We start from the raw sequence: 21,305 nt of genomic DNA, 5'->3' as shown, positions 1-21,305 counted from the left end.
ATCACCTCTTCCTATAAAAGCATTAAAATTGGCTCTTCTAAATATTGTTTCACAGCTTGCAAGAATGCCGCAGCAGGTGCACCGTCTAATACCCGATGATCAAATGTTAAGCTAAGCGGCATAATCGTTCTGCGCTGCAACTCCTCCTCTTTATAAACAGGCTTGTCATAAGCAGCTCCCACACCAAGAATTCCCGCTTCTGGCGGATTCAATATTGGGGTAAAATGTTCAACCCCATAAGCGCCAAGATTACTGATTGTAAATGTTGAACCCGTCATTTCATCAGAGCTAAGCTGTCCTTGCCTTGCTCGCTGGGCAGCCTCTTTAATCCTTTTCGATAAGGTGATTAAAGACTCATTTTGGGCATTATGGATTACAGGTACAACCAATCCTTTATCGAGGGCAACAGCCATTCCAAGATGAATAGCATCAAAAACATGTATATGATCATCGATATAAGCACTGTTCATCTGCTTATGCTGCTGCAGGGAAAGCACAACCGCGCGGGCAATAAAATCGGTTATGGTAAGTTTAGTTTCATAATGTGTGTGAACTGTTTCTGCTGCCTGCTTTTGCATGACAATTAAGTCAGTCACATCAACCTTCATGGTTACTGTTAATTGCGCACTGGTCTGCAAACTGCTTTGCATCCGCTCCGCAATTACTCTACGCATTCCAGTCACTGGCAGACGCTGCATCGAATCACTGTGATGGGATAGCCTATTATTTGATTGTTCCTCATCCCTGACTTCATTCACAGTTCGAGCAAACTCTTCTATCACTTTTAGGACATCCTCTTTTGTAATACGTCCCCCTGGACCAGTTCCCCGAATCTGCTCAATATCAACCCCAGCAGCCTCCGCCATTTTTCGGGCGACAGGCGAGATTTTGACTCTGTCTTTTGTAGCTGCTTGGATAGGCGGCGTTGCTTGCTCAACCTCTGTTACAGCAACAGCTGCTTCTGTTTTAGCTGTTTGTAAATTGCGCTCAACCTCCACTATTTTTTCACCCGCTTGACCGATATAGCATATAACAGTACCCGGAGGGACTCCTTGTCCCTCTCGTACGATAATTTCCAAAACCACTCCTTCTGCCGGAGACTCGATTTCCATTTCAATTTTCTCTGAATTGATGCTGGCAATAAGCTCTCCTTTCTCGACGAAATCTCCGACTTGCTTATTCCAAACCGAGACTGTCCCTTCCTTCATAGCCATTCCTAACTTTGGCATTACGATTTCTACAGCCATGCTTTTCTCCCCTTTCCCGCTTGCTTGTCAGATTAGACTTGCAAAAGTGTTGCATCCCCTAATAATTCCGATACAGCCTCGAGTACTTTTTCAGGTGTAGGAAGATATAAATCCTCTAGTGGTGGAGAAAACGGTACAGGCGTATGCGGTGCTGTAATTCTTTTAATCGGTGCGTCAAGAGTGTCGAAGCCTTTATCTGCAACTAATGCGGCAATATCGGTAGCAATACTGCATCTTGGATTCGCTTCATCAAGAATAATAAGACGGCTCGTTTTGGCAACAGAACCAAGAATTATATCTTCATCAAGCGGCGACAAGCTTCGCGGGTCAATTACTTCCATTTCAATCCCCTTCGCAGCAAGCTGATTGGCAGCCGTTAACGCAGTATGCACCTGCTTCCCAATCGCTACAACAGTTAAATCTGATCCTGTTCGTTTAATATCTGCTTTTCCTAAAGGAATTGTATAGTATCCTTCGGGAACGTCCCCTGTCATGTTATAAAGAGTTTTATCTTCAAAAAAGATGACCGGGTCATTGTCCTCAATCGCTGCAAGCAACAATCCCTTCGCATCGTAAGGGGTGGATGGCACAACAACTTTCAGCCCTGGTATGCTCGTAAACAATGCGTATAAGCTCTGAGAATGCTGGGCAGCAGCCCTAAATCCAGCTCCGTGCATGGTTCGAATTGTAACAGGCACCTGGGCCTTTCCTCCAAACATATAGCGAAATTTCGCTCCTTGATTTAATACTTCATCTAAGCAGCTGCCGATAAAATCATTAAACATCAATTCTGCAATCGGCCGCAGTCCAGTTGAAGCAGCTGCCATAGCTGCTCCCATATAGCCTGCTTCTGCAATCGGAGTATCTAAAATTCGGTCGCGTCCAAATTCTTGAACAAGCCCTTTTGTAACACCGAGTACGCCTCCCCACGCTTCATCATCCTGTAAATGATCCACCTGAGCGCCGCCAGCTACATCCTCCCCCATCAAAATGACATTTTCATCTTTTCTCATCGCGATTTTCATTGCTTCATTGATCGCACCAGACATATTTAAAGTTCTTGCCATATTTTTTCTCCTCCTCAAATTTTATGAATTTCTGAAAGAAGTCCCCTTCCCCAGGTAAAGCAAGAAGGGGCATTGACTCAATACGATACGTATACATCCTTTAAAAGTTCTGATGCACCCGGATACGGGCTTTCTTCACTGAATCTCACTGCTTCCTTTACTGCCTCTTCTACTGAATCCTCCAACGCTGTTAATTCATGTTCAGCAAACAGCTGTTGACCCAATATATATTTTCTAAAGTGAACAATCGCGTCTTTTTCTTGCTTATGTTCCTTCTTCTCTTGTTCTGTTTTATATTTCTGGGCATCGCCCTCAAAGTGACCGTAATTGCGATATGTTACACATTCAATTAACGTTGGACCTTCTCCGCGGCGTGCTCTTTGAACAGCTTCCTCCGCCGCCTGATAAACAGCCAATATGTCCTTTCCATCTACACGAATACCAGGAATCCCGTAACCAATTGCACGATCCGCAATAGTCTTGCAGCTGGAGGCATAGGAAAACGGTGTAGCTTCTGCATATCCATTATTTTCTGCAACAAAGATAACAGGCAGCTTCCAAATTGCCGCTAAATTAACGCCTTCATGGAAGGTTCCATGATTGTTAGCACCATCGCCAAAAAAACAAACGCTTACATTATCTGTCTTTTTATATTTGGCTGTTAAAGCTGCTCCGCAAGCAAGGGGAAAGCCTCCTCCTACAATTCCATTAGCCCCCAGCATTCCTTTGTCGAAATCTGCAATATGCATGGAACCGCCTTTTCCCTTGCATAACCCGGTAGCCTTGCCGTAGATTTCAGCCATCATTCCATTTAAATCACAGCCTTTCGCAATACAATGACCATGCCCGCGATGTGTACTTGTAATGCTGTCATGATCATTGAGATGTGCACATACCCCAACAGCCACAGCTTCCTCACCTGCATATAAATGAACAAAACCAGGCAATATTCCCTGTGCAAACAACTCATGCACCTTGTCCTCAAACTTACGAATTTCCAGCATCTTTTGGTACATCCAATAAGCCTTCTCCCTAGTAAATACCTGCTCTTTGCTTTGCATAACTTCCATGCCTCTCAGCCTCCCATCATCTTTTCTTCCTCACCCTTCTTTAATGCAAGTACCATGCCAAATAGAATAGGACGAAAGAAATTAGGAATCTAGCTGTTCTCTAATCCAAATGAATCCGGATCTCCTTTGCTTCTACAGAAGAATATTGCTCATCACACAGGGTACTTTTGCTTTTTGTACCAAAAGGTATTCTGGAGATAGGAGCTAAACAATTCCCTAAAAGTCTTACATAAAGAAAACTCGCTGATTGGCGAGTTCCGCCCTTGGGCGAAGACAGAAACGTAGTTGCACTTATACTTTATTCCTAAAATTTCCCGCTACGTCGAATGGGCTTCCTGCTAGAAATTTATACGTTCTTAAAGTGTAAAAAAGAAAACGAGACAAAATGAGATAGATGTCTCATTTTGTCTCGTTTTGGACACGCGCTTTCTTTAACCACTTTAATCCTTGGGATAAGTTTCTCTCAAAAATTTTACAGATTGAGTAATTAATGACTTTAAAATGCCAACATCAATATCGGCTACTTTATTGATGTACACACACGCTTTTCCTGTCGTATGTTTGCCAAGGTCCTTTAACCATCCCTCACGTTTTGTGTCACCCGGCGCAAAATACAAGCTGATTTTTGCTTTTCTCGGTGAAAAGCCAACCAGTGGGGCATCACCCTCGTGACCGGATTCATATTTATAATGATATGCGCCAAATCCAATAATACTTGGTCCCCACATCTTCGCTTCGTACCCTGTCGTTTCCGTAAAAATATCTAATAATGTATAGGCATCCTGACGTTTTTTAAGACCTTCTATATTTTCAATACATTCAATCACACTACTGTCCGTTTCTTTTGTTTTTAGTTCATACATAACGAAACTCTCTCCTTTTCTTAAGTATAAGCTTAAACATCTGGGGACAGTGGAATTAACTATACTAAAACTTCTGCATAAAAAGCTTTTTCCCTCTACAACAAACCTGCCTCATTAATCACCCATGTCACACCTCGCAGCAGCACAGATGATGTGAGAAAAATAGTTCCATCACAGGAGCCGAGAAAGAAAATTAATAATAAACGATAAAAAAAAGCTGCTAAGGCAGCCCTTCTTTATTCAATCCTTGCATCCATTAGTGTAATAAGCTACAACATTGCAATTAGTCTAGAAAATACTTTGAGTGAGAATCCATTTTATTTATCCTCTTTACCAAACTTTGTTTCAATGAGATCTAATCCATGTTCAGCTTCATTTTCAACTACATGCTTAAGCATTGACAATTTGTTATTCCAAAATTGTTCATAAAAAGAAAGCCAATCTTTTAATTCCTTTAAGGGCTCTGGTTGCAGTCGATAAAGTTTTTCCCTGCCTACCTTTCGCCCATTAACTAATTCTGCTTCCGAAAGGATATGAAGATGTTTTACAATGGCTGTACGACTTATAGGAAAATGGGATGCGATTTCCGAAATAGGCAATTCTTTTACGGCAAGTAATCGAAGTACCTCTCTACGAGTTGGATCAGCAATCGCTTGAAATACATCGTGCTTTACTGATGATGATAACACTTAACTCTCGACAGCCTTTCGAAGCCGTTCATGAACAATCGCTGTCCAGCCATGTTCCATTCTATCGCGAATAACAGAACTTTTCTCATTCGCTTTCGAAAGAATTGTCTCAGGATGTTTCCAGCCACCATGAATAATTGTAAACTCTGTCTGAGCATCACCCAACTCTTTTAAAATAAACGAAACAATCCAGCCATCTGTATCCCATGCAAAAGAAAGCCGATGAGGAGCATCTATTTCCAATACTTTACATGGAGATGGTCCAAAAGGCGACTGCAAATGAAATTCATATCCTACTTTCGGCTGAAAATCATTTGGCATGAACCATAACGCAATGCCTTCTGAAGTAGATACTGTGTCCCACACTTTTTGAATAGGTGCTTTCAAAACAATGGTTTGTTTAATATCTTGTAGTGTATGATTTGCTTCCATACTACTCCCTCACTTTCTTCAAATAAAAATAAAACCTTTTGGTTTCATTTTCGATGATATAACACCTTTTGGTTTTATGTCAACATTTACTTTTTCTCCATTTGCTTATATCTATCCCTAGTTTGATCATCATTTTTCATAAAAACACACCTAAGATTGATTTAACAATAGCCTGATGACAACGGCGTGGTTAAACTTACATTTTACCCCTAAAATTTCTAGGTGCGTCAAACTCACTCCCCCAGCTGGAAATGTGTCCTTTCTTAAAGTTCACGGCACTCTTGCAACTTAGACATTCACATTATAAGTTAGTGTTAACTCATCCCCAGGTAATCCTCGTATTCCCCAATTATGTCTTGGAGTCTCAAAAATAGTGATCTCAATATCCTGCGGAGAGATATTAAATTCACTATGAATCCGTTCAAATAATAGCTTTATCAATCTCTTTTTAGCCTCAACCGTTCTGCCTTCAAAGATGCTGATCTCAATAACCGTATATGCTTCTGTTCTCCCGCTTGCAAAGTAAAAATCTTCTTTGTCCAACGGGAAAAATCGATGAAACCTCTTATCAAATGGATACTCCAACGCATCCATTACGCACGAATGTATAACGTTCGACAACGTCTTTTTAATCGGATTTAAATTTTCTCCCAGACCATAAATCTTAATTTGTGCCATTTCTATCCCCCTTGTTTAATCCTTATTCTTAATGATTAACATAGAATTCGCATGTGCTTGAAACTCATATGAGGCCTTTACTTCTTCAACATCAAATCCCTTTTCACCCAAATAACCTAGTATCTTATCCAAATGTTCATAACGTTTTCCTTCCAAATCAACTACAGGAAAAATACGAACTTCTTCTTTAGCTACCCGTAATAATTCATGCAGTGTTTTGAGATGAAACTCATAGCTTAACCGGTCCGCATATGTAAATAAAAAGTGTGCAGATAAAATGATATCAAACGCCTTATCCTCGAAAGGCAGTTCGGGTAAAGTAACTGGAATGTAGTGTTCGTTGTTTTCCTTCATGTCATTTGCACAATCATACAAGGCATTTAATCGATGTTTTTTCAAATCGTCTACATCCTTAAAATAGTCCCATTTAAAGTGATTCTTCGCTTTTTCCATCTTCTCCATAGCGTGTTCAACATCCTGAAGACCTTTATTTTTTAAAGCTTCTCCTTGATGATAGTAGGCAATATCACACGCAGTTACATCTAATCCTTTCTTGTTGCCTATAGCAGTAAAGGAACATGCTCCTGCTGGACAATCGAGGACTTTCTTATCTTTGAGTTCATCCAATGTAATGGAAAACATATCTAAATACTCTTCAAATGTTCTACCGATAAATACAACTCTATCCAACTCTAATCCGATTTTATCCATACTTAACCAACTCCTTATATTTGCATAAAAAAACGGGTTCCCCATCCTAAAAAAGGACGGGAAACCCGCGGTGCCACCTTCGTTCGTTTATTAAATAAACGCACTTACTGTACGGAAACAATATCAAATTGTTCGATACATTGTCCCTTTTATCGGTAGGACGTTCCGCCATAGCCTACTATTCGTTCAGCTTGGTTGCTCAGAAGCCCATTCAACAAAATTCCCACGCTGATTTTCACCAACCATCAGCTCTCTGAAGTGTTCCTTATGTCTACTCCTCTTCATCATCGCATTATTTATTTCCAACATTAATTTCATTCATCTTATTATTCACATTATATTATTTACTCAGAGAATTATCAACCTATATTTTCCAAAAAATATTATAACTAAATTAAAACAGTAGCTTTATTAAGGCCAAATATAAAGCAATATAAATTATTTTTCCCCATGTGGGTAATCATAGGAGAGAAAGGTGGCACAAGCATCTATGGGAATACTAGAATTAATCGTAAGAATCACTTTAACATATGCAGTATTATTAGGGCTCACTAGACTGATGGGCAGAAAAGAAATTGGCCAGACAACATTTTTTAATTTTGTTTCAGCCATTACAATTGGAGCAATAGGAGGAGCTGTTGTAGTAGACGCGACTCTTCCACTTCGTAATGGAATCATTGCATTGGTAGGGTGGAGCGCTATCACAATTGCTCTGGGATTTCTTGATATTAAATCAAAAAAAGTACGTTTGCTTATAGAAGGAGAACCGGCCATCGTCATAAAAGATGGTAAGGTTATGGAAAATACTCTTCGTAAGGCTCGTTTGGATATGGATGCACTAAACGCCCTTCTTAGGAAGAAGGATATATTCTCTTTATCTGATGTCTCGTATGCCATTTTTGAGGTAAACGGGGAGCTTACTGTTATAAAAAAGGAGAACAAACACGCCACAGCACCAAATATACATATCCGCGGCATAAAACAAAATGTACTTCCTATGGCACTTGAGCTTATAGCAGAAGGAAAAATGAATAAGGAAAATGCACAGAAATTACATATTCATAAGGATTGGTTGGAGCAGCAGCTTCATCAAATCGGCATCCAATCCATTTCAGATGTATTCTATGCAGAAGTTCAACAGGATGGCACGCTATATGTTGATAAACGAAATGACATACTGCATTGACTCTGAAAGGCCTGTCTTGTTTGAGACGGCCTCTTCATATAGTAATCAAACAGGATTACGTTACATTTTCCCTTCTTGGCTGAATATTAATTTTAGGTCCATCTTCCTGAGGTTTCTCCGGCTTCTTTCTTTCCTTTTTCACCCCTTCTTGTTTCTGTTCCGCTTCTTCCTCTGCCTCCGGTCGTAAAAAGTCATTTCCATATGTCGCGCCAATATTCAATCTTCCCTTTAATTCCTTAATACCAAGCTGCCCAAAGTTATTATTCAACTCAAACTTGTCGAATACAATTTTATCAATATGTACCTTTTCAATGACGACAGGCGGCTGGGTGTTTTCTTCTTGCAGCTTCTCCCACTGTTTCTCTAACAGCTGCAGTTTCTGAATTTCTAACTCTAACAACCGCAGCTTTTGTTCCATCTTGCAATACTTATCATTTTTATCAGAGGAAAAGAATAATTTTTTTAATAGCATGCTAAGTCCCCGCTTATATGGAAAGTCTTCTCTTACTCAGTATATGTACGTGCTGCGGGAACATGTCCATATTTCTTGCGTAAATTTCTAAAATTGAGGAGGAGCCCTGTATGTTTTTTTTGCCTTCATCAGTAAACTTAAATTATATTAAGGTCAACGGCATAGCAAATAACAGCAATATCTCAACAGGATCCAATGTAATGATGAATCGAAATGCCTGCCTTCATAAAAACGAAGGATTCGGAGAGCAAAACGCAGATGGTGTAGAAGTCCATATCCCAATTTCATACGTTGATGACGGCGACTTGATGGATTCAGTGGCAGTGAAAAAACGATATAGCCGTCCTTAATCAATTGGAATCACATCGCCGGTTTGCTCAAGCCTTGGATAACTGACTTGCAGTACGCCATTATGGAATTTCGCTGTAATGTTGCTGCCATCTGTCGGCTCTGGCAGCATTATGTGCCGTTCAAACGGACCATGCTTTCGCTCGTAAAGAACGATTTCCACGTCACTTTCCTTCACTTTTGATTTCGGAGTGCCTTTTACAATTAAATAATTTCGATTTACCATTAACTGTACATCCTCTTTATTTATACCAGGAAGGTCAATCATTATAATGATTTTTCCATCCTTTTTTATAATATCAACGAGTGGAAAAGTGTGATTTTCGTTTGTGTATAAGGGTTGACTAGCATATGGACGATCGCTCGAGTTTCGGTTTGGTGTTTTAGTAGCTGGGTGCTTTTCATTCATCATATCTTTTAAGGCCTGAAGCTTCTCCTGCCCGTCACCCATAAATGGATTCATCGTATTCGGATCAAAAATATCCTTCCAAAAACCTGTACCGTATACATTTGCAGCCAATTCCATAAGTTGCTTAATCTTATCGGCATCCAATCGTTTCACCCCTTATCCATCATAATTCACTTTAGAGAGGCATATATTTGAGAACAAAAAGGAGGAGGTTTTTCATGCCTGCACCAGTCCCTTACGTTAATATTAATATTTTCTTATTGAAGATAAATTCCTTTGAAAATGCTTCGGCTGTAAATATCGGGCAAAACTTGTTAGCAGATTGGCATAACTCGGATAAAAAAAATCAGGGCTACGGGCAAAACTTTGGGGATAATAGCGAGTTTGTAGCAACACGAAGTGCAGTAGATGACCGAGATCAGTTTGATTCCTTAGCATCCTTTGAATCTGCTGCTCCCAACTTAGAAAGGAAGTGAGCACTATGAACTTTGCACCGATGGTTGTCAACTTTTTAGGCATGAAAATTAACACGATGGATCACGACTCCGCTGCAACAGTAGGTCCTTACCTACAAGTAGATACATTTGTTTCGGAAAAACGAAATTATGGCTTTGGCGAAGAAAACGGCGATTTCGCTTTCATTAATATACCGATTTCCGCTGTGAATGATCCGGATGTTATTGACTCAACCTCTGCTAAAGGCAGTGTGGTATAACAGAAGAGATAGAAAATCCCTCGTTTTTTATCACGATGTCTTTAAAACTAGAAAATATTTCCATAAAACGAAAACGCAAGGAGACATATATCTCCTTGCGTTTCTACGCTTAAAGCACGGGTTTGAGCGATTTTCACCTTGTCTGCAGTTCTGCCGCTCTTTCAAAAACAGCAACACTAATTCTGTTCACAAATACAACCGAATATGCCTATCCTTGTGATATGAACAAAACAATTTAATTGATGCTGCATATGTTTGTTTTCTAAAGGCAATACTAAGATAAAAAACAGGTAGCAATATGAACCAGTTCCAAGAAATACAAAAACAATATGAAGATTTACGGCAGTTATGGTTAGATTACTGGATTCAAGAAGTGGTTTTTACGTATCATTGGTGGATAATGGTTGGAGTATTAATCATCTCCTTTTTTCTCTGGTGGAAATTGGTGGATAAAACTCGAATAATAGAAATAAGTCTGGTTGGACTGCTTATATCTGGAATTGCTTTTATATTAGACCAAATTGGTACATCACTTGGTTATTGGACTTATCCGTATACGTTGACACCTTTAGAAAGGGATCTGTGGGCAATTGCTGATTTTTCCATTCTCCCCTTCTTTTATATGATGATTTATCAAAGGTTTGCTAAGTGGAAAATATACATATTAATAATGATACTATTCGCATTATTCTCTGCATTTGTCGGGGAAACTATTTTTCAATGGTTGGGCCTTTATGTGTTATTAAAATGGAAACATATTTACTCTGTTCCCGGATATATTGTACTAGGACTATTTGTAAAAGCCGTTATTCAAAAGTTACATTCGCTTGAGGCGCAATCCAAGAAAAATGTATAAGTTTGATACTAAACAGGACATTCCCCAAGGCATTGACTGGAATCCACCACTCACCCGCCTTGAGGAAGAGAGAAATTCCCACCTATTTTGCATGTATAACGCCCTTTGCTCACATATGTAAAGGGCATTGTGCATTCATTCGCTTCCCAAGTACACCGCTTCCAGCACTTCGATATAAGACAGGCTTCTTCCACTCTGCTAACTTTACTCATCTATATATGTTTCAGCTCCGCCATATCTCGTTTCTACTGATGTACAACTAAAAGTTAAAAATTTATCGGGGATAGAAAATACATTAAAGTAAAAAATAGGAAAAAGGATATAACTGGGAGGGAAAGCAATGTCTTCAGAAATAAAGGAAGAATGTGGGGTATTTGGAATATTCAATCATCCACAAGCAGCTAATTTAACCTACTACGGGCTTCACGCTCTTCAACATCGCGGTCAGGAAAGTGCGGGAATTGTAGCCAGCAATGGTAAAGCATTTAAGCATCATCGCGGCATGGGGCTAGTGACCCAAGTATTTACACGTAACATTCTTGATGGATTGAAGGGAAATATGGCAATTGGCCATGTTCGATACTCAACCTCTGGTGAAAGCTTACTGCAAAACGCACAGCCGCTTGTATTCAAATATATTGAGGGGGACTTGGCCGTCGCCCATAATGGCAACCTAGTTAATGCAAGAATAGAGCGAAATGTATTGCAGCAGCAGGGCAGTATTTTCCAAACAACAACTGATACAGAAATTATTGCTCACCTTATCGCCCGCTCTAAGAAAAAGCACTTTGACGAAGCTGCCCCTGATATTCTTACGCGGATCGATGGTTCCTTCGCTTTGCTGATTATGACAGAAAAACAAATGCTAATCGCTCTAGACCGTCATGGTTTGCGCCCTCTCTCTCTAGGAAAAATCGGCGAAGCTATCGTCGTTGCTTCCGAAACATGTGCTTTGAATGCAGTGGATGCTAAATTTTGGAGAGATGTGGAACCTGGAGAATGGCTTCTTCTTGACGAAAATGGGATCCAAACAGGACGATTCGCTCAGAAGGAAGAGCTGTCTCTTTGTTCTTTTGAATTTGTTTATTTTGCCCGGCCCGATAGTGTTATTCAAGGAAGGAGCGTCTTATCCATCCGAAAAGAATTAGGGCAAATTCTAGCTAAGGAACATCCTATACAAGCTGATGTGGTTGTCGCTGTACCTGATTCAAGCATCCCAGCAGCCATAGGTTTTTCTCAACAATCTGGAATCCCTTATGAAATGGGGTTAATCAAAAATCCGTATGCAGGACGCTCATTCATTGAACCGACCCAAGAACTGCGTGAATTAGCCGTCCGCCTTAAGCTAAGTGCCGTTCAGGAAATTATTGAAGGAAAAAGGGTAGTGCTTGTTGATGATTCCATTGTAAGGGGGACAACAAGCAAACGAATCGTCCAGCTCATCCGACAGGCAGGCGCCAAGGAAGTCCATGTACGTATTAGTTCACCAATGGTTCGAAACCCTTGTTTTTATGGAATTGATATGCCGACAAAAGAAGAGTTGTTTGCTAATGCACTTGAACATGAACAAGCAATGGGACAGGCTATCGGAGCTGATACTTTGGCTTTTTTAAGTACCGAGGGATTATTAGAAGCAGTAGATGTGAATCTTGCAGAAACCAGCACTCGCTGCATAGCCTGCTTCAGCGGTGCTTACCCGACTAAACTGTATCTAGAGTAGCTAGTCTAAGCAAAACGGCATGTTCCGTTCCTATGCCAGTTCTTCGTCTCTCCACATCAAGATGAGGATAAGCGCGCATACATAATGTTTATACGTATCCCCAAAAAGGGGATATGTATAAACAAATTAAAGCCCTATGCATCCATATCCCTCCAGTAATTTAGCTTAGCATCCCACCAAGTTAACTATTTATATACAACAGGGAGTTCAATAGAAAAGCATGTTCCTTTTCCCTGCTCACTGCTTACACTCATCTTTCCGTTCATTCGATTTATAATATTAAACGAAACCATCATCCCTAGCCCTGTACCTTTTTCCTTTGTTGTGAAATAAGGCTCTCCTAGTCGCTGGATTTGTTTCTCCGTCATTCCCTCGCCTGTATCACGAATATTAATTTGTATCGTTGAATAGTAGTAGACAAGGGATATCTCTAATGTCCCGCCATGCGGCATCGCTTCTACGCCATTTTTAAAAATGTTCATTAAACATTGCTCAAAAAGCTTTCGTTCTCCTAGTACATAAACATTCTCGTGATTCAGTTTTTGCAAATCAATTTGTACTGTATTCATATTAGCTAGGGGAGTAATCACTTTTACAGCATGATGAATTTCCTTATAAACATCGATCTGTTCGCTTCCCTTAGCTTCTGGCTTTGCATACGTTAAATAATCACTAATGATCTCTACAGCACGATCTAACTCCCTCACCGCGATATTTAAGTAATCCGTTCTTTTATTCGCCGGTATGTCCTCATGCAACAATTGCATAAACCCTCTGCTTACTGTTAATGGGTTTCGAACTTCATGGGAAATGCTCGCTGCTAAGTGACTTACAACCTCTAATTTCTCTGCCTTCACCAATGCCTGTAATAAATCTAGAATTTTTCTGACACTCTCCCAAAGAATCATAACAATCAACATGGCTCCCATATTAATAGCAACAATCGACAATTGAATATAGACTGGGACGTTAATATTTAAAAGTTTTGTTACCATAATGAAAAAAATTGCTTCTAAAAGGGGAATAAGGACTACATTTAGCAGAATTCTTTGTTTTACAGCCATTTGCAAATAATGTTTTGCTAGGACGCTTAAGAGGATTGTCAACAATGGATAGATAATAAGTGCAACATGAAACCCCGATCCCCCACTAAAAGAACGGATCACTAACATTAACGCCATTAAAAAAAATCCAAATCGATGCCCTCCGTATAATATCCCTAAAATGAAGGGAATACGCCGAAAATCTATCACAAATCCCTCATATATATGGGCTGGAAAAGCCATACAAAGAACCATAGAAAGAACTGGGAAGATCATGACAATCCAATCTTTTAAATGTTCAAGCTGCTTCGTGTATTTTAATAAATAAAACATTTGCACTATAAATAAGGGTAGAAGAACGAATAAAAAATTAACGAGTAAATCCTTCACTACAACACTCATAACTTCACCATGCTTTCTACTAAAAACTATCTCCATTCATTTTTGTCACCAGAAGATTTTTATAACTGTTACGTTTCAACATCTATTGTATGGGAAATAACAATCAATTAATTAAAATCTTCTAACACTGTACCTACTTACGTTCAAATGACTTTCCCTCTGGAAGATATTATACCAAACACAGTATATTATCGTTTAGCTTTTTAACAGCCTTGTAAAATCCTATTTTATTTTATTTTTCGTCTCATGTATATCATATTCACCACTTTGTAGAAAAAAAGTGCAGTTCATGTGCTTCATAACGGGACAAAATTGCTTGGCAGCGAGCAAATAGTTTATTGCCCCGCTCTTGGGCGAAGACAGAGGCGGAGCCCTACTTATACTGTATTCCTAAAATTCCCGTCTACGTCGAATTGGCATCTAGCTATAAATTTACAGTTTCTTACAGCGCAACTAAAAGCCCTCACTTCCAAGCTGACACGCTTGAAGTGAGGGCTGCTAGCGAATTCCTATTTGTTTGCAATCTGATGAATAAACCTTTCGAAAGCACGTTGTCCTTTCTCATCCCGTTTAAATACACCAGCATGCTCTAATATTGTTGCAAATACAATCCCAATCTCTTCCTTTAAAATATCCAGTACATTATCCTGCGCTAGTTCTGGATGTTTTTCCTTTATCGTTCTCGCCCACTCTGCATGCTTTACAATTTCCTCTTGTTCCATAATCTTTGCTTCAAAGGAATCTGAAATCATGACCTGCGCCAGTTCCTGCATTTCGTCTTTTAAGCGTCCTGGTAAAACAGCAAGTCCCATCACTTCAATAAGTCCAATGTTTTCTTTCTTGATATGATGGACCTCTCCATGTGGATGAAAAATGCCAAGTGGATGTTCATCATTTGTGCGATTATTGCGAAGCACTAAATCTATTTCAAAAACACCCTCCCGCTTTCTAGCAATAGGTGTAATTGTATTATGCGGTGTTTGCTCCGTAAATGCGAAAATGCCGACTTCTGGATCGCTGTACATCTTCCATTGTTGTAGAATGTAATCAGCTGCTTCCACAAGATCATGATAATCAGCCCCTTGCAACCGAATGACAGACATTGGCCATTTGACAACGCCTGTCCGAACATTCGGAAAACCCTGAAGAGTATATTCCTTCTCAATTGCCGCTCTTGCCATCGGAAAATCATGGTGACCGCCTTGGAAATGGTCATGCGTTAAAATAGAACCGCCTACGATTGGCAAATCGGCATTCGATCCAAGAAAATAATGCGGAAATTGTTCCACAAATTGCAGGAGACGTGCAAAGGTATCCTTACTTATTTTCATTGGTGTATGCTCTTGTGCTAATACAATAGCATGCTCATGATAGTAGACATATGGTGAAAATTGCAGAAACCATTGTGTCCCTCCCATCTCAACAGGTACGATGCGATGATTCTGCCTAGCTGGGTGATTCACACGTCCAGCATACCCAGCATTCTCCTTACAGAGCAAACAACTTGGATAATCACTTTGCTTAATATGTTTTGCCGCTGCAATAGCCCTTGGATCTTTTTCAGGCTTTGATAAATTTATAGTAATTTCCATACCTTCATATTCCGTCGGAGCAATCCACATCTCATTTTTTGCGATGCGATCTGTGCGGATATAATGGACATCCTTTGAAAACTGATAGAAAAACTTCGTCGCGGCTTCCGCTCCTTCTCGCTCATAACTTTCGTAGAAAAGACGGTTCAGCTCAGAAGGAAGTGGTACAAAACATGCCATAATCTTTGTATCTAGCAAATCCCGATATGTGACAGTATTTGCTTCTATACGACCGTTCTCTGCTGCCCAATCCAATATGTTTTCTAAAATTTCAACAGGAGTGTCAAGCCGTTCTTCTTTTATCTCAACAGCTGTAAAATCATCAAGTCCAAGCACTTCCAACAGCTTATTTCGAACAACATCCACATCCCACTTTGTAATCAGGCTCTTTTTCAGGCCATATTGCAGCAGTCTTTCTATTTGCTCGTAAATTTTAGTATCCAAATCTCATCGCTCCCTTCTCTAAAAATCTCTAGTTGACTTTCTCCTTGCTATAGCCGGCTGGATGCTTTTGGAACCAACGCCAAGCGCTTTGGATCATTTGTTCAAGTGATGTATAACGCGGCTGCCACCCTAATTCTGTCATGGCTTTTTCAGAAGAAGCGACAAGCCTTGCCGGGTCTCCAGCACGTCTTGTTACCACCACGGCTGGAATAGGATAATTTGTCACCTTGCGCGCTGCAGCTATGACTTCTTTTACAGTAAAACCATTTCCATTTCCTAAATTATAAGTACCACTGATACCATCACGGCGCAGTTTCTCGATTGCTAAAATATGCGCGTCAGCCAAGTCTGTCACATGGATATAATCACGGATACATGTCCCATCATACGTATCATAATCATCACCAAAAATATTGATTTTCTCACGCTTCCCTAATGCTACCTGTAAAATAATTGGAATTAGGTGTGTTTCAGGTGTATGATCTTCCCCAAGCTTCCCGTCCATATGAGCACCTGCCACATTAAAGTACCGCAATACAACATACTTCATACCGTAAGCTTGCTCCGACCACTTTAACATTTTCTCAATTGCCAGCTTTGTTTCCCCATATGGATTTGTTGGTTCAGTCAAAGTCTCTTCTGCGATAGGAAATTCCTTTGCTTCACCATACGTTGCCGCCGTGGAAGAAAAGACGATCTTCTTCACATTATGCTTTACCATGGTCTGCAGCAGACAAAGGGCGCCATTTACATTGTTATCATAATACTTGAGCGGGTTTTCTACACTTTCGCCTACAAGTGAATCCGCCGCAAAATGCACAACCGCTTCAATCCCGTTGTTTGCAAATACTTCATTTAAAAAAGTCGTATCGCGTAAATCCCCAACATACAGCTTAACACCATCTAGGACTGCCTCTCTATGTCCCGTTTGCAGGTTATCTACAACAATTACGTCTTCTCCTTTATCTAATAGCTCCGAAACAGTGTGACTGCCAATATATCCAGCTCCACCACAAACTAAAATTGCCATAATAAGGTCCCCCCTTCTTCGTTATCTTACAAATGTAAGCTCCCTTGCACCGCCGCCTACTTGTACAACATAAAAGTCCGCTGTTAAACCCGTTTGTTCAGTATATATTTTTCCTGTTTGTTCAATAAACGAATCGATTTTATCGTTCTGCACAATACTGATTGTACATCCCCCAAAGCCGGCGCCTGTCATGCGTGAACCGATAGTGCCTTCTTGCACCCATGCAGCTTCTGCTAATGCATCCAGCTCTTTTCCTGTCACCTCGTAATCATCACGCAAGGATTCATGGGATTGTTTCATAAGTTGACCCAGTCCGACTAAATCGTTTGCTTGCAGGCAGCGCACAGCTTCCTTTGTACGTGCATTTTCATAGATTGCATGCTTTGCACGCTTACGGTCTGTTTCATTTTGAATCAAGTACTTGTATTGCTCAAATAATTCTGGGCTCAACTCACCTAAAGATGCAATCGTAAGCTCCTGCTGAAGGTCCTTCAAAGCTCGTTCACACTCACCGCGGCGCTCGTTATACTTAGAGTCAGCCAAGCCTCTTTGCTTATTCGTATTGGCGATAACCAAGGAAGCTCCCTCCATCGCAATCGGGCTGTACGTATATTGTAATGTTTGACAATCTAGCAAAATTGCATGCTGCTCTTTTCCCATCCCAATGGCGAACTGATCCATAATTCCGCAGTTTACACCAATAAATTCATTTTCCGCTTGTTGGCTCATCTGAACCATACTGATCATATCAATTCCTAAATCGAAAAGTCCGTTTACTACAACCGATGTTGCCAACTCGATAGAAGCGGAAGAAGAAAGACCTGCTCCGTTCGGAATGTTGCCATAAAACAACACGTCGAAACCGCTTTCAAGTTTGTGGCCATGCTTTTGAAACATATCCATAACACCCTTTGGATAGTTAGCCCAACCGTGCTGCTGCTCATAAGCTAAATGTTTTATGGAGAATGTAATAACATCTAAATTCTTAAAGTTCATCGAATACATTCTTACTGTGTCATCATTACGCTTTTTCGCAATCGCATAAGTCCCGATGCTTAATGCACAAGGAAAAACATGTCCGCCATTATAATCTGTATGCTCTCCAATCAAATTTACACGCCCTGGTGCAAAGAAGGCGCGAATTTGTTCATCTGTTGTATGAAAAACGTTCATAAATTCTTGCATGAGGTTCTCTACCATTGCTTCATCCCATCCTTTGACACTGTATATTATTTATGCCTTCATTTTACGATTCTATTTCATGCCTCTCAATGGTAAAATAAAAAGGCGAAATAGGTAGTTTCTTGCTTTTTCATCTATAATAAGCATAAAAATGATATCGCTTGGAGAGTCCGCTCCCTTCAAATGCTACAAGAAGCCTTATTAAAAAACGAAAGAATGCAAAGTACAGAGAAATTTTTAGGAAAGAAGGTGAAAATTTGCTCTCAAAATTTCCAATAAAAGATTACAGCATTTTTGCCTATCGGTTTTTGGAGGAGACAACGAATGAAGCTGCGCAAATGTGGTCTGTTGGATGGGAGAAGCAAACCTCTCCGCTTTACAAATGGAGTGGCCGAAATCGAAAAGAGGCAGAAAAATACATTTTCCAGTACACTGTTTCCGGTTATGGAATGATTGAAATCAATGGAAAAGAATATAAATTAGATGCAGGAAAAGCTTTTCTTATCAACATCTCTGGCGATCACCAATATTACCTGCCGAAAAACAGCGAACATTGGGAGTTTATTTTTATTACACTGTACGGCATGCATGTAGAAAAGTGCTGGAATTATATTCAGAGTCAGCATCATTTTATTGTTCCTTTTCATCCTGAATCCAGTCCAATCCAGCTTCTTGTTCAAATCTTCCAAGAAGCCAGCGAAAAGAAGATTACAAATCCCTTTCAGGCCTCAAGTCTATCGTACCGCTTTATCATGGAGCTATATCAGTACGTGAAGAGTCTGGATACATCGACAGAGGATTGGCCGGAAAACATTTTAAATGCTGTTTTATTTGCCCGCAATCATTTTCAAAAAGAAATCGGACCTGACGAAATGGCGGAAGCAGCAAATTTGTCCCGTTTTCACTTCAGCCGTTTATTCAAGCAAACAACCGGCATAACCCCCATTCAATATTTGACCAAAATCCGAATTACCAAAGCGGCCGAACTGCTGCATCAAACAAAATATTCAGTTGAAGAAATCGCTACAAATGTCGGCTATGCGAATGCAAACTATTTAACAAAGGTATTTCGAAAAGCAACCGGTATGACGCCAGGCCAGTTTCGCAAAAGCAACCAAGTGCTAGGAGATCATCTATTTTAAAGTGTTATAACGCCCAAAAAGCTTAATGAACAAGTCATTAAGCTTTTTTATCTTTGAAAATCTCTAACGTTACTGATCCCGGTTCATACATAAAGGTAAGCTTCTTACCGGGCACCATCAGATTTTCCAATACATCCTTTGCAGTTTGCAGTGCGAGCTCCATACGTAATGCTTTTTCTTTTTCCTCTTCGGTTGAGGCTTCTAGATTTAATAGCTGAAGTTCTCTTACCTTCTCCAGATACTGCTCAACACTCTCATATACTTCATCGTAAATCGTCTCAATCTCTGTTCTCATACTCTCACAATCCTTATCTTACGCTAAACAATTATTATCCTTATCATAAATGAATTAAAGAGCAGAAACAATATTTATGTATCCTCAGACGAGCCTTACATTAAAGGAATATATTGATTTCTAAACGAATTATTAATCAGTGAGGTGATAGAATTGAAAAAGAACATCGCAATAAACGGCATTGTTACAAATGTCAATATGCCCCACGATGAATTTTGGGAGTTATTCGTATGGTGGGTAGAAAGCAATGGCTGGGAATATAACGGGACGACCAATGAAGTCGATAACTCGAACGAAACAGAATCATCTCCCCTCCCGCCACTTCAACCCTAATGGCACCACATTCTTGAGCTTTCGAAACAGACAACTGCTTTTGATCTAAGCAAAAACAGCTACAGTCCCGCCGCAAAGCCTTTTTTGTAAAGAAAATGCGCTGATTGGCAAGCCGTTAGGCGAAGACAGAAGCGTAGTTGCACTTACACCTTGTTCCTAAAGTTTCCCGCTACGTCGAATTCGCCCCTAGCCGGAAGTTGATCCGTTCTTAAAGTGCAAAAAAGCTTTGCGGCCTTTTTATGCTTCAATAATACCGCGCTGCTTCCCTCCAGATAAGAGATGGCAATCCATCCCTTCCCTTATGTCCCCTTCCTAGGAGGAACCCCCTCTGGTTGAAGGAAGGTATGGTTCTGGCCTATTTTTTGACACATATTGGCCCCATCCTAGCCGTTGTGGAGAAAATAATACTCGTAAGCATCTAAGGATAACTATTAAAAGCAGGTTCATTGGACAACTTACACGTACCTAAAACTAAATCATTAAGAAGCCTTCATGAAATATCGAATTTGTCATCTTACCGTTCATACATCATATTACTTGAAACTTCTTCCCATCCAACCGCCTTTCCTTTTTCAACAGATCCTGTCTAATTTCAAATGTTTGCACACCGTCTTCTCTTTTTTCAATAATATCCATTAGTCTTTCTATATCGCCAAATGAATACTTTCTTGTTCCCCTTTCTGTACGTTTCGGAAAGATTAGTTCTCTTTCTTCGTAATAACGGATTTGTCGTTCAGTTATTCCTGTTATTTTGCTAACATCACCAATTGAAATGACTTTTTTATCTTTATAAGATATAGCTTGTACTGACATAACTGCCCACTCCCCTTACATCAAGATATTTTTGTAAAACAATATTAAAATTCACTGCCTGGAGCTATCTTTTTCCTCAGGCAGAGCTAGTAGACTCGTCCAATTAGAGCTTCCCTTACCGTTTATTTCTAAAGAGCATATTGTAATTCTGAGACCATGGTGTGGCTTAGAAATAGAAAATGAATAATACTATTCTTCACCCCATCCTCCATGCATAATGCCTTCTCATACAATGCTCAACATGGATAAGTATAGGACAAGCCGAATCTATCTGTATGTCGAAATGAGACCTTCATCTGTGACAATTTTGTGACAAATGTATAAATGAAAGAAGACTCACCGATTGGCAAGCCTTGTCCTTGGGCAAAGACAGAGGCTTAGTTGCACCCATACTTCACTCCTAAAATCTCCAGATACGTCGAATCCACTTTTGGCTGGAAATTTATACTTTCCTACAGCGAAACAGATCAGATCAGCTAAATCTACTGGGTGAACAGCTCAGACAAAGATATATTCTATCATTCTCCACTGCTCTAACCGCTTCTAATATTGTTTTTCATGCTATC

At 40.0% G+C, this 21,305-nt stretch carries 23 protein-coding genes and 1 other annotated feature; of the genes, 7 read left to right on the top strand and 16 right to left on the bottom strand.

The genetic code is table 11. The features are described from left to right. Positions 1-11: 11 nt before the first annotated feature. From EP737_RS00300 to EP737_RS00265, 8 genes are all read right to left on the bottom strand, one after another. Positions 12-1,247: a dihydrolipoamide acetyltransferase family protein gene (locus EP737_RS00300; RefSeq protein ID WP_129725880.1), complete on the bottom strand. Its 1,236-nt coding sequence runs from the start codon at positions 1,245-1,247 to the stop codon at positions 12-14. Between the two features lie 32 nt (positions 1,248-1,279). Further along, positions 1,280-2,314: an alpha-ketoacid dehydrogenase subunit beta gene (locus EP737_RS00295; protein WP_129725878.1), complete on the bottom strand. Its 1,035-nt coding sequence runs from the start codon at positions 2,312-2,314 to the stop codon at positions 1,280-1,282. Between the two features lie 77 nt (positions 2,315-2,391). Next, positions 2,392-3,384, bottom strand: coding sequence for a thiamine pyrophosphate-dependent dehydrogenase E1 component subunit alpha (locus EP737_RS00290; protein WP_129725876.1), 993 nt, complete (start codon positions 3,382-3,384; stop codon positions 2,392-2,394). A gap of 440 nt (positions 3,385-3,824) precedes the next feature. Then, on the bottom strand, positions 3,825-4,247 hold the full coding sequence (locus EP737_RS00285; protein WP_129725874.1) for a DUF1801 domain-containing protein: 423 nt from the start codon (positions 4,245-4,247) through the stop codon (positions 3,825-3,827). A gap of 317 nt (positions 4,248-4,564) precedes the next feature. Beyond that, positions 4,565-4,936, bottom strand: coding sequence for an ArsR/SmtB family transcription factor (locus tag EP737_RS00280; protein WP_129725872.1), 372 nt, complete (start codon positions 4,934-4,936; stop codon positions 4,565-4,567). After that, positions 4,937-5,368, bottom strand: coding sequence for an SRPBCC family protein (locus tag EP737_RS00275; protein ID WP_129725870.1), 432 nt, complete (start codon positions 5,366-5,368; stop codon positions 4,937-4,939). It abuts the gene before it with no gap. Positions 5,369-5,656: 288 nt separating this feature from the next. After that, on the bottom strand, positions 5,657-6,046 hold the full coding sequence (locus EP737_RS00270) for a tautomerase family protein (protein WP_129725868.1): 390 nt from the start codon (positions 6,044-6,046) through the stop codon (positions 5,657-5,659). Positions 6,047-6,061: 15 nt separating this feature from the next. After that, on the bottom strand, positions 6,062-6,757 hold the full coding sequence (locus tag EP737_RS00265; protein WP_129725866.1) for a class I SAM-dependent methyltransferase: 696 nt from the start codon (positions 6,755-6,757) through the stop codon (positions 6,062-6,064). Between the two features lie 49 nt (positions 6,758-6,806). Beyond that, positions 6,807-7,054, bottom strand: a binding site (T-box leader). A 178-nt stretch (positions 7,055-7,232) separates the two neighbouring features. On the opposite strand from EP737_RS00265, the gene EP737_RS00260 reads away from it, so the two are divergent. Then, a complete protein-coding gene (locus EP737_RS00260; protein WP_342772866.1) occupies positions 7,233-7,943 on the top strand; it encodes a YetF domain-containing protein in 711 nt (236 codons plus the stop codon). Between the two features lie 55 nt (positions 7,944-7,998). Here EP737_RS00260 and EP737_RS00255 read toward each other — a convergent pair whose 3' ends face one another. Next, complete coding sequence (locus EP737_RS00255) at positions 7,999-8,415, bottom strand: hypothetical protein (protein WP_129725863.1); 417 nt, start codon at positions 8,413-8,415, stop codon at positions 7,999-8,001. 110 nt (positions 8,416-8,525) lie between these two features. Between EP737_RS00255 and EP737_RS00250 the strand changes: the two genes are divergently transcribed. Continuing rightward, complete coding sequence (locus EP737_RS00250; protein WP_129725861.1) at positions 8,526-8,765, top strand: hypothetical protein; 240 nt, start codon at positions 8,526-8,528, stop codon at positions 8,763-8,765. Here the strand turns inward: EP737_RS00250 and EP737_RS00245 are convergent. After that, positions 8,762-9,316: an Hsp20/alpha crystallin family protein gene (locus EP737_RS00245; RefSeq protein WP_129725859.1), complete on the bottom strand. Its 555-nt coding sequence runs from the start codon at positions 9,314-9,316 to the stop codon at positions 8,762-8,764. The two genes, EP737_RS00250 and EP737_RS00245, sit on opposite strands and share 4 nt — an antisense overlap. Positions 9,317-9,390: 74 nt before the next feature. Between EP737_RS00245 and EP737_RS00240 the strand changes: the two genes are divergently transcribed. The 4 genes from EP737_RS00240 to purF all read left to right on the top strand — a co-directional run bounded on the left by EP737_RS00240 (position 9,391) and on the right by purF (position 12,463). Further along, the gene (locus EP737_RS00240; protein WP_129725857.1) at positions 9,391-9,648 is read left to right on the top strand and encodes a hypothetical protein; all 258 of its coding nucleotides are present in this window, start codon (positions 9,391-9,393) and stop codon (positions 9,646-9,648) included. A 5-nt stretch (positions 9,649-9,653) separates the two neighbouring features. Continuing rightward, complete coding sequence (locus EP737_RS00235; RefSeq protein WP_129725856.1) at positions 9,654-9,887, top strand: hypothetical protein; 234 nt, start codon at positions 9,654-9,656, stop codon at positions 9,885-9,887. Positions 9,888-10,185: 298 nt separating this feature from the next. After that, on the top strand, positions 10,186-10,743 hold the full coding sequence (locus EP737_RS00230) for a CBO0543 family protein (protein ID WP_129725854.1): 558 nt from the start codon (positions 10,186-10,188) through the stop codon (positions 10,741-10,743). 340 nt (positions 10,744-11,083) lie between these two features. Beyond that, complete coding sequence (gene purF / locus EP737_RS00225; RefSeq protein WP_129725852.1) at positions 11,084-12,463, top strand: amidophosphoribosyltransferase; 1,380 nt, start codon at positions 11,084-11,086, stop codon at positions 12,461-12,463. A 185-nt stretch (positions 12,464-12,648) separates the two neighbouring features. On the opposite strand, the gene EP737_RS00220 is transcribed toward purF, so the two are convergent. The 4 genes from EP737_RS00220 to EP737_RS00205 form a co-directional block, all read right to left on the bottom strand. Continuing rightward, positions 12,649-13,839, bottom strand: coding sequence for a sensor histidine kinase (locus EP737_RS00220; protein WP_246040116.1), 1,191 nt, complete (start codon positions 13,837-13,839; stop codon positions 12,649-12,651). Between the two features lie 578 nt (positions 13,840-14,417). Further along, entirely contained in the window at positions 14,418-15,944 is a 1,527-nt protein-coding gene (gene galT / locus EP737_RS00215) for a UDP-glucose--hexose-1-phosphate uridylyltransferase (RefSeq protein WP_129725850.1), read from the bottom strand. A 28-nt stretch (positions 15,945-15,972) separates the two neighbouring features. Further along, positions 15,973-16,974, bottom strand: coding sequence for a UDP-glucose 4-epimerase GalE (gene galE, locus EP737_RS00210; RefSeq protein ID WP_129725848.1), 1,002 nt, complete (start codon positions 16,972-16,974; stop codon positions 15,973-15,975). A 21-nt stretch (positions 16,975-16,995) separates the two neighbouring features. Next, the gene (locus tag EP737_RS00205; protein WP_129725846.1) at positions 16,996-18,174 is read right to left on the bottom strand and encodes a galactokinase; all 1,179 of its coding nucleotides are present in this window, start codon (positions 18,172-18,174) and stop codon (positions 16,996-16,998) included. A 239-nt stretch (positions 18,175-18,413) separates the two neighbouring features. Here EP737_RS00205 and EP737_RS00200 point away from each other — a divergent pair, with 239 nt between their 5' ends. After that, on the top strand, positions 18,414-19,298 hold the full coding sequence (locus EP737_RS00200) for an AraC family transcriptional regulator (RefSeq protein ID WP_129725844.1): 885 nt from the start codon (positions 18,414-18,416) through the stop codon (positions 19,296-19,298). A gap of 37 nt (positions 19,299-19,335) precedes the next feature. Here the strand turns inward: EP737_RS00200 and EP737_RS00195 are convergent, their stop codons facing one another. Together EP737_RS00195 and EP737_RS00190 are read right to left on the bottom strand one after the other, a co-directional pair. Next, positions 19,336-19,593, bottom strand: coding sequence for a hypothetical protein (locus EP737_RS00195; RefSeq protein ID WP_129725842.1), 258 nt, complete (start codon positions 19,591-19,593; stop codon positions 19,336-19,338). Between the two features lie 861 nt (positions 19,594-20,454). Continuing rightward, a complete protein-coding gene (locus EP737_RS00190) occupies positions 20,455-20,739 on the bottom strand; it encodes a MerR family transcriptional regulator (protein ID WP_129725840.1) in 285 nt (94 codons plus the stop codon). Positions 20,740-21,305: the final 566 nt, after the last annotated feature.

The organism is Ectobacillus funiculus, from assembly GCF_004138295.1.
Classification (GTDB): Bacteria; Bacillota; Bacilli; order Bacillales; family Bacillaceae_G; genus Ectobacillus; species Ectobacillus funiculus.
The sequence above is the reverse complement of the archived record's forward strand: the minus strand, read 5'-3'. Positions and strand labels throughout refer to the sequence as shown.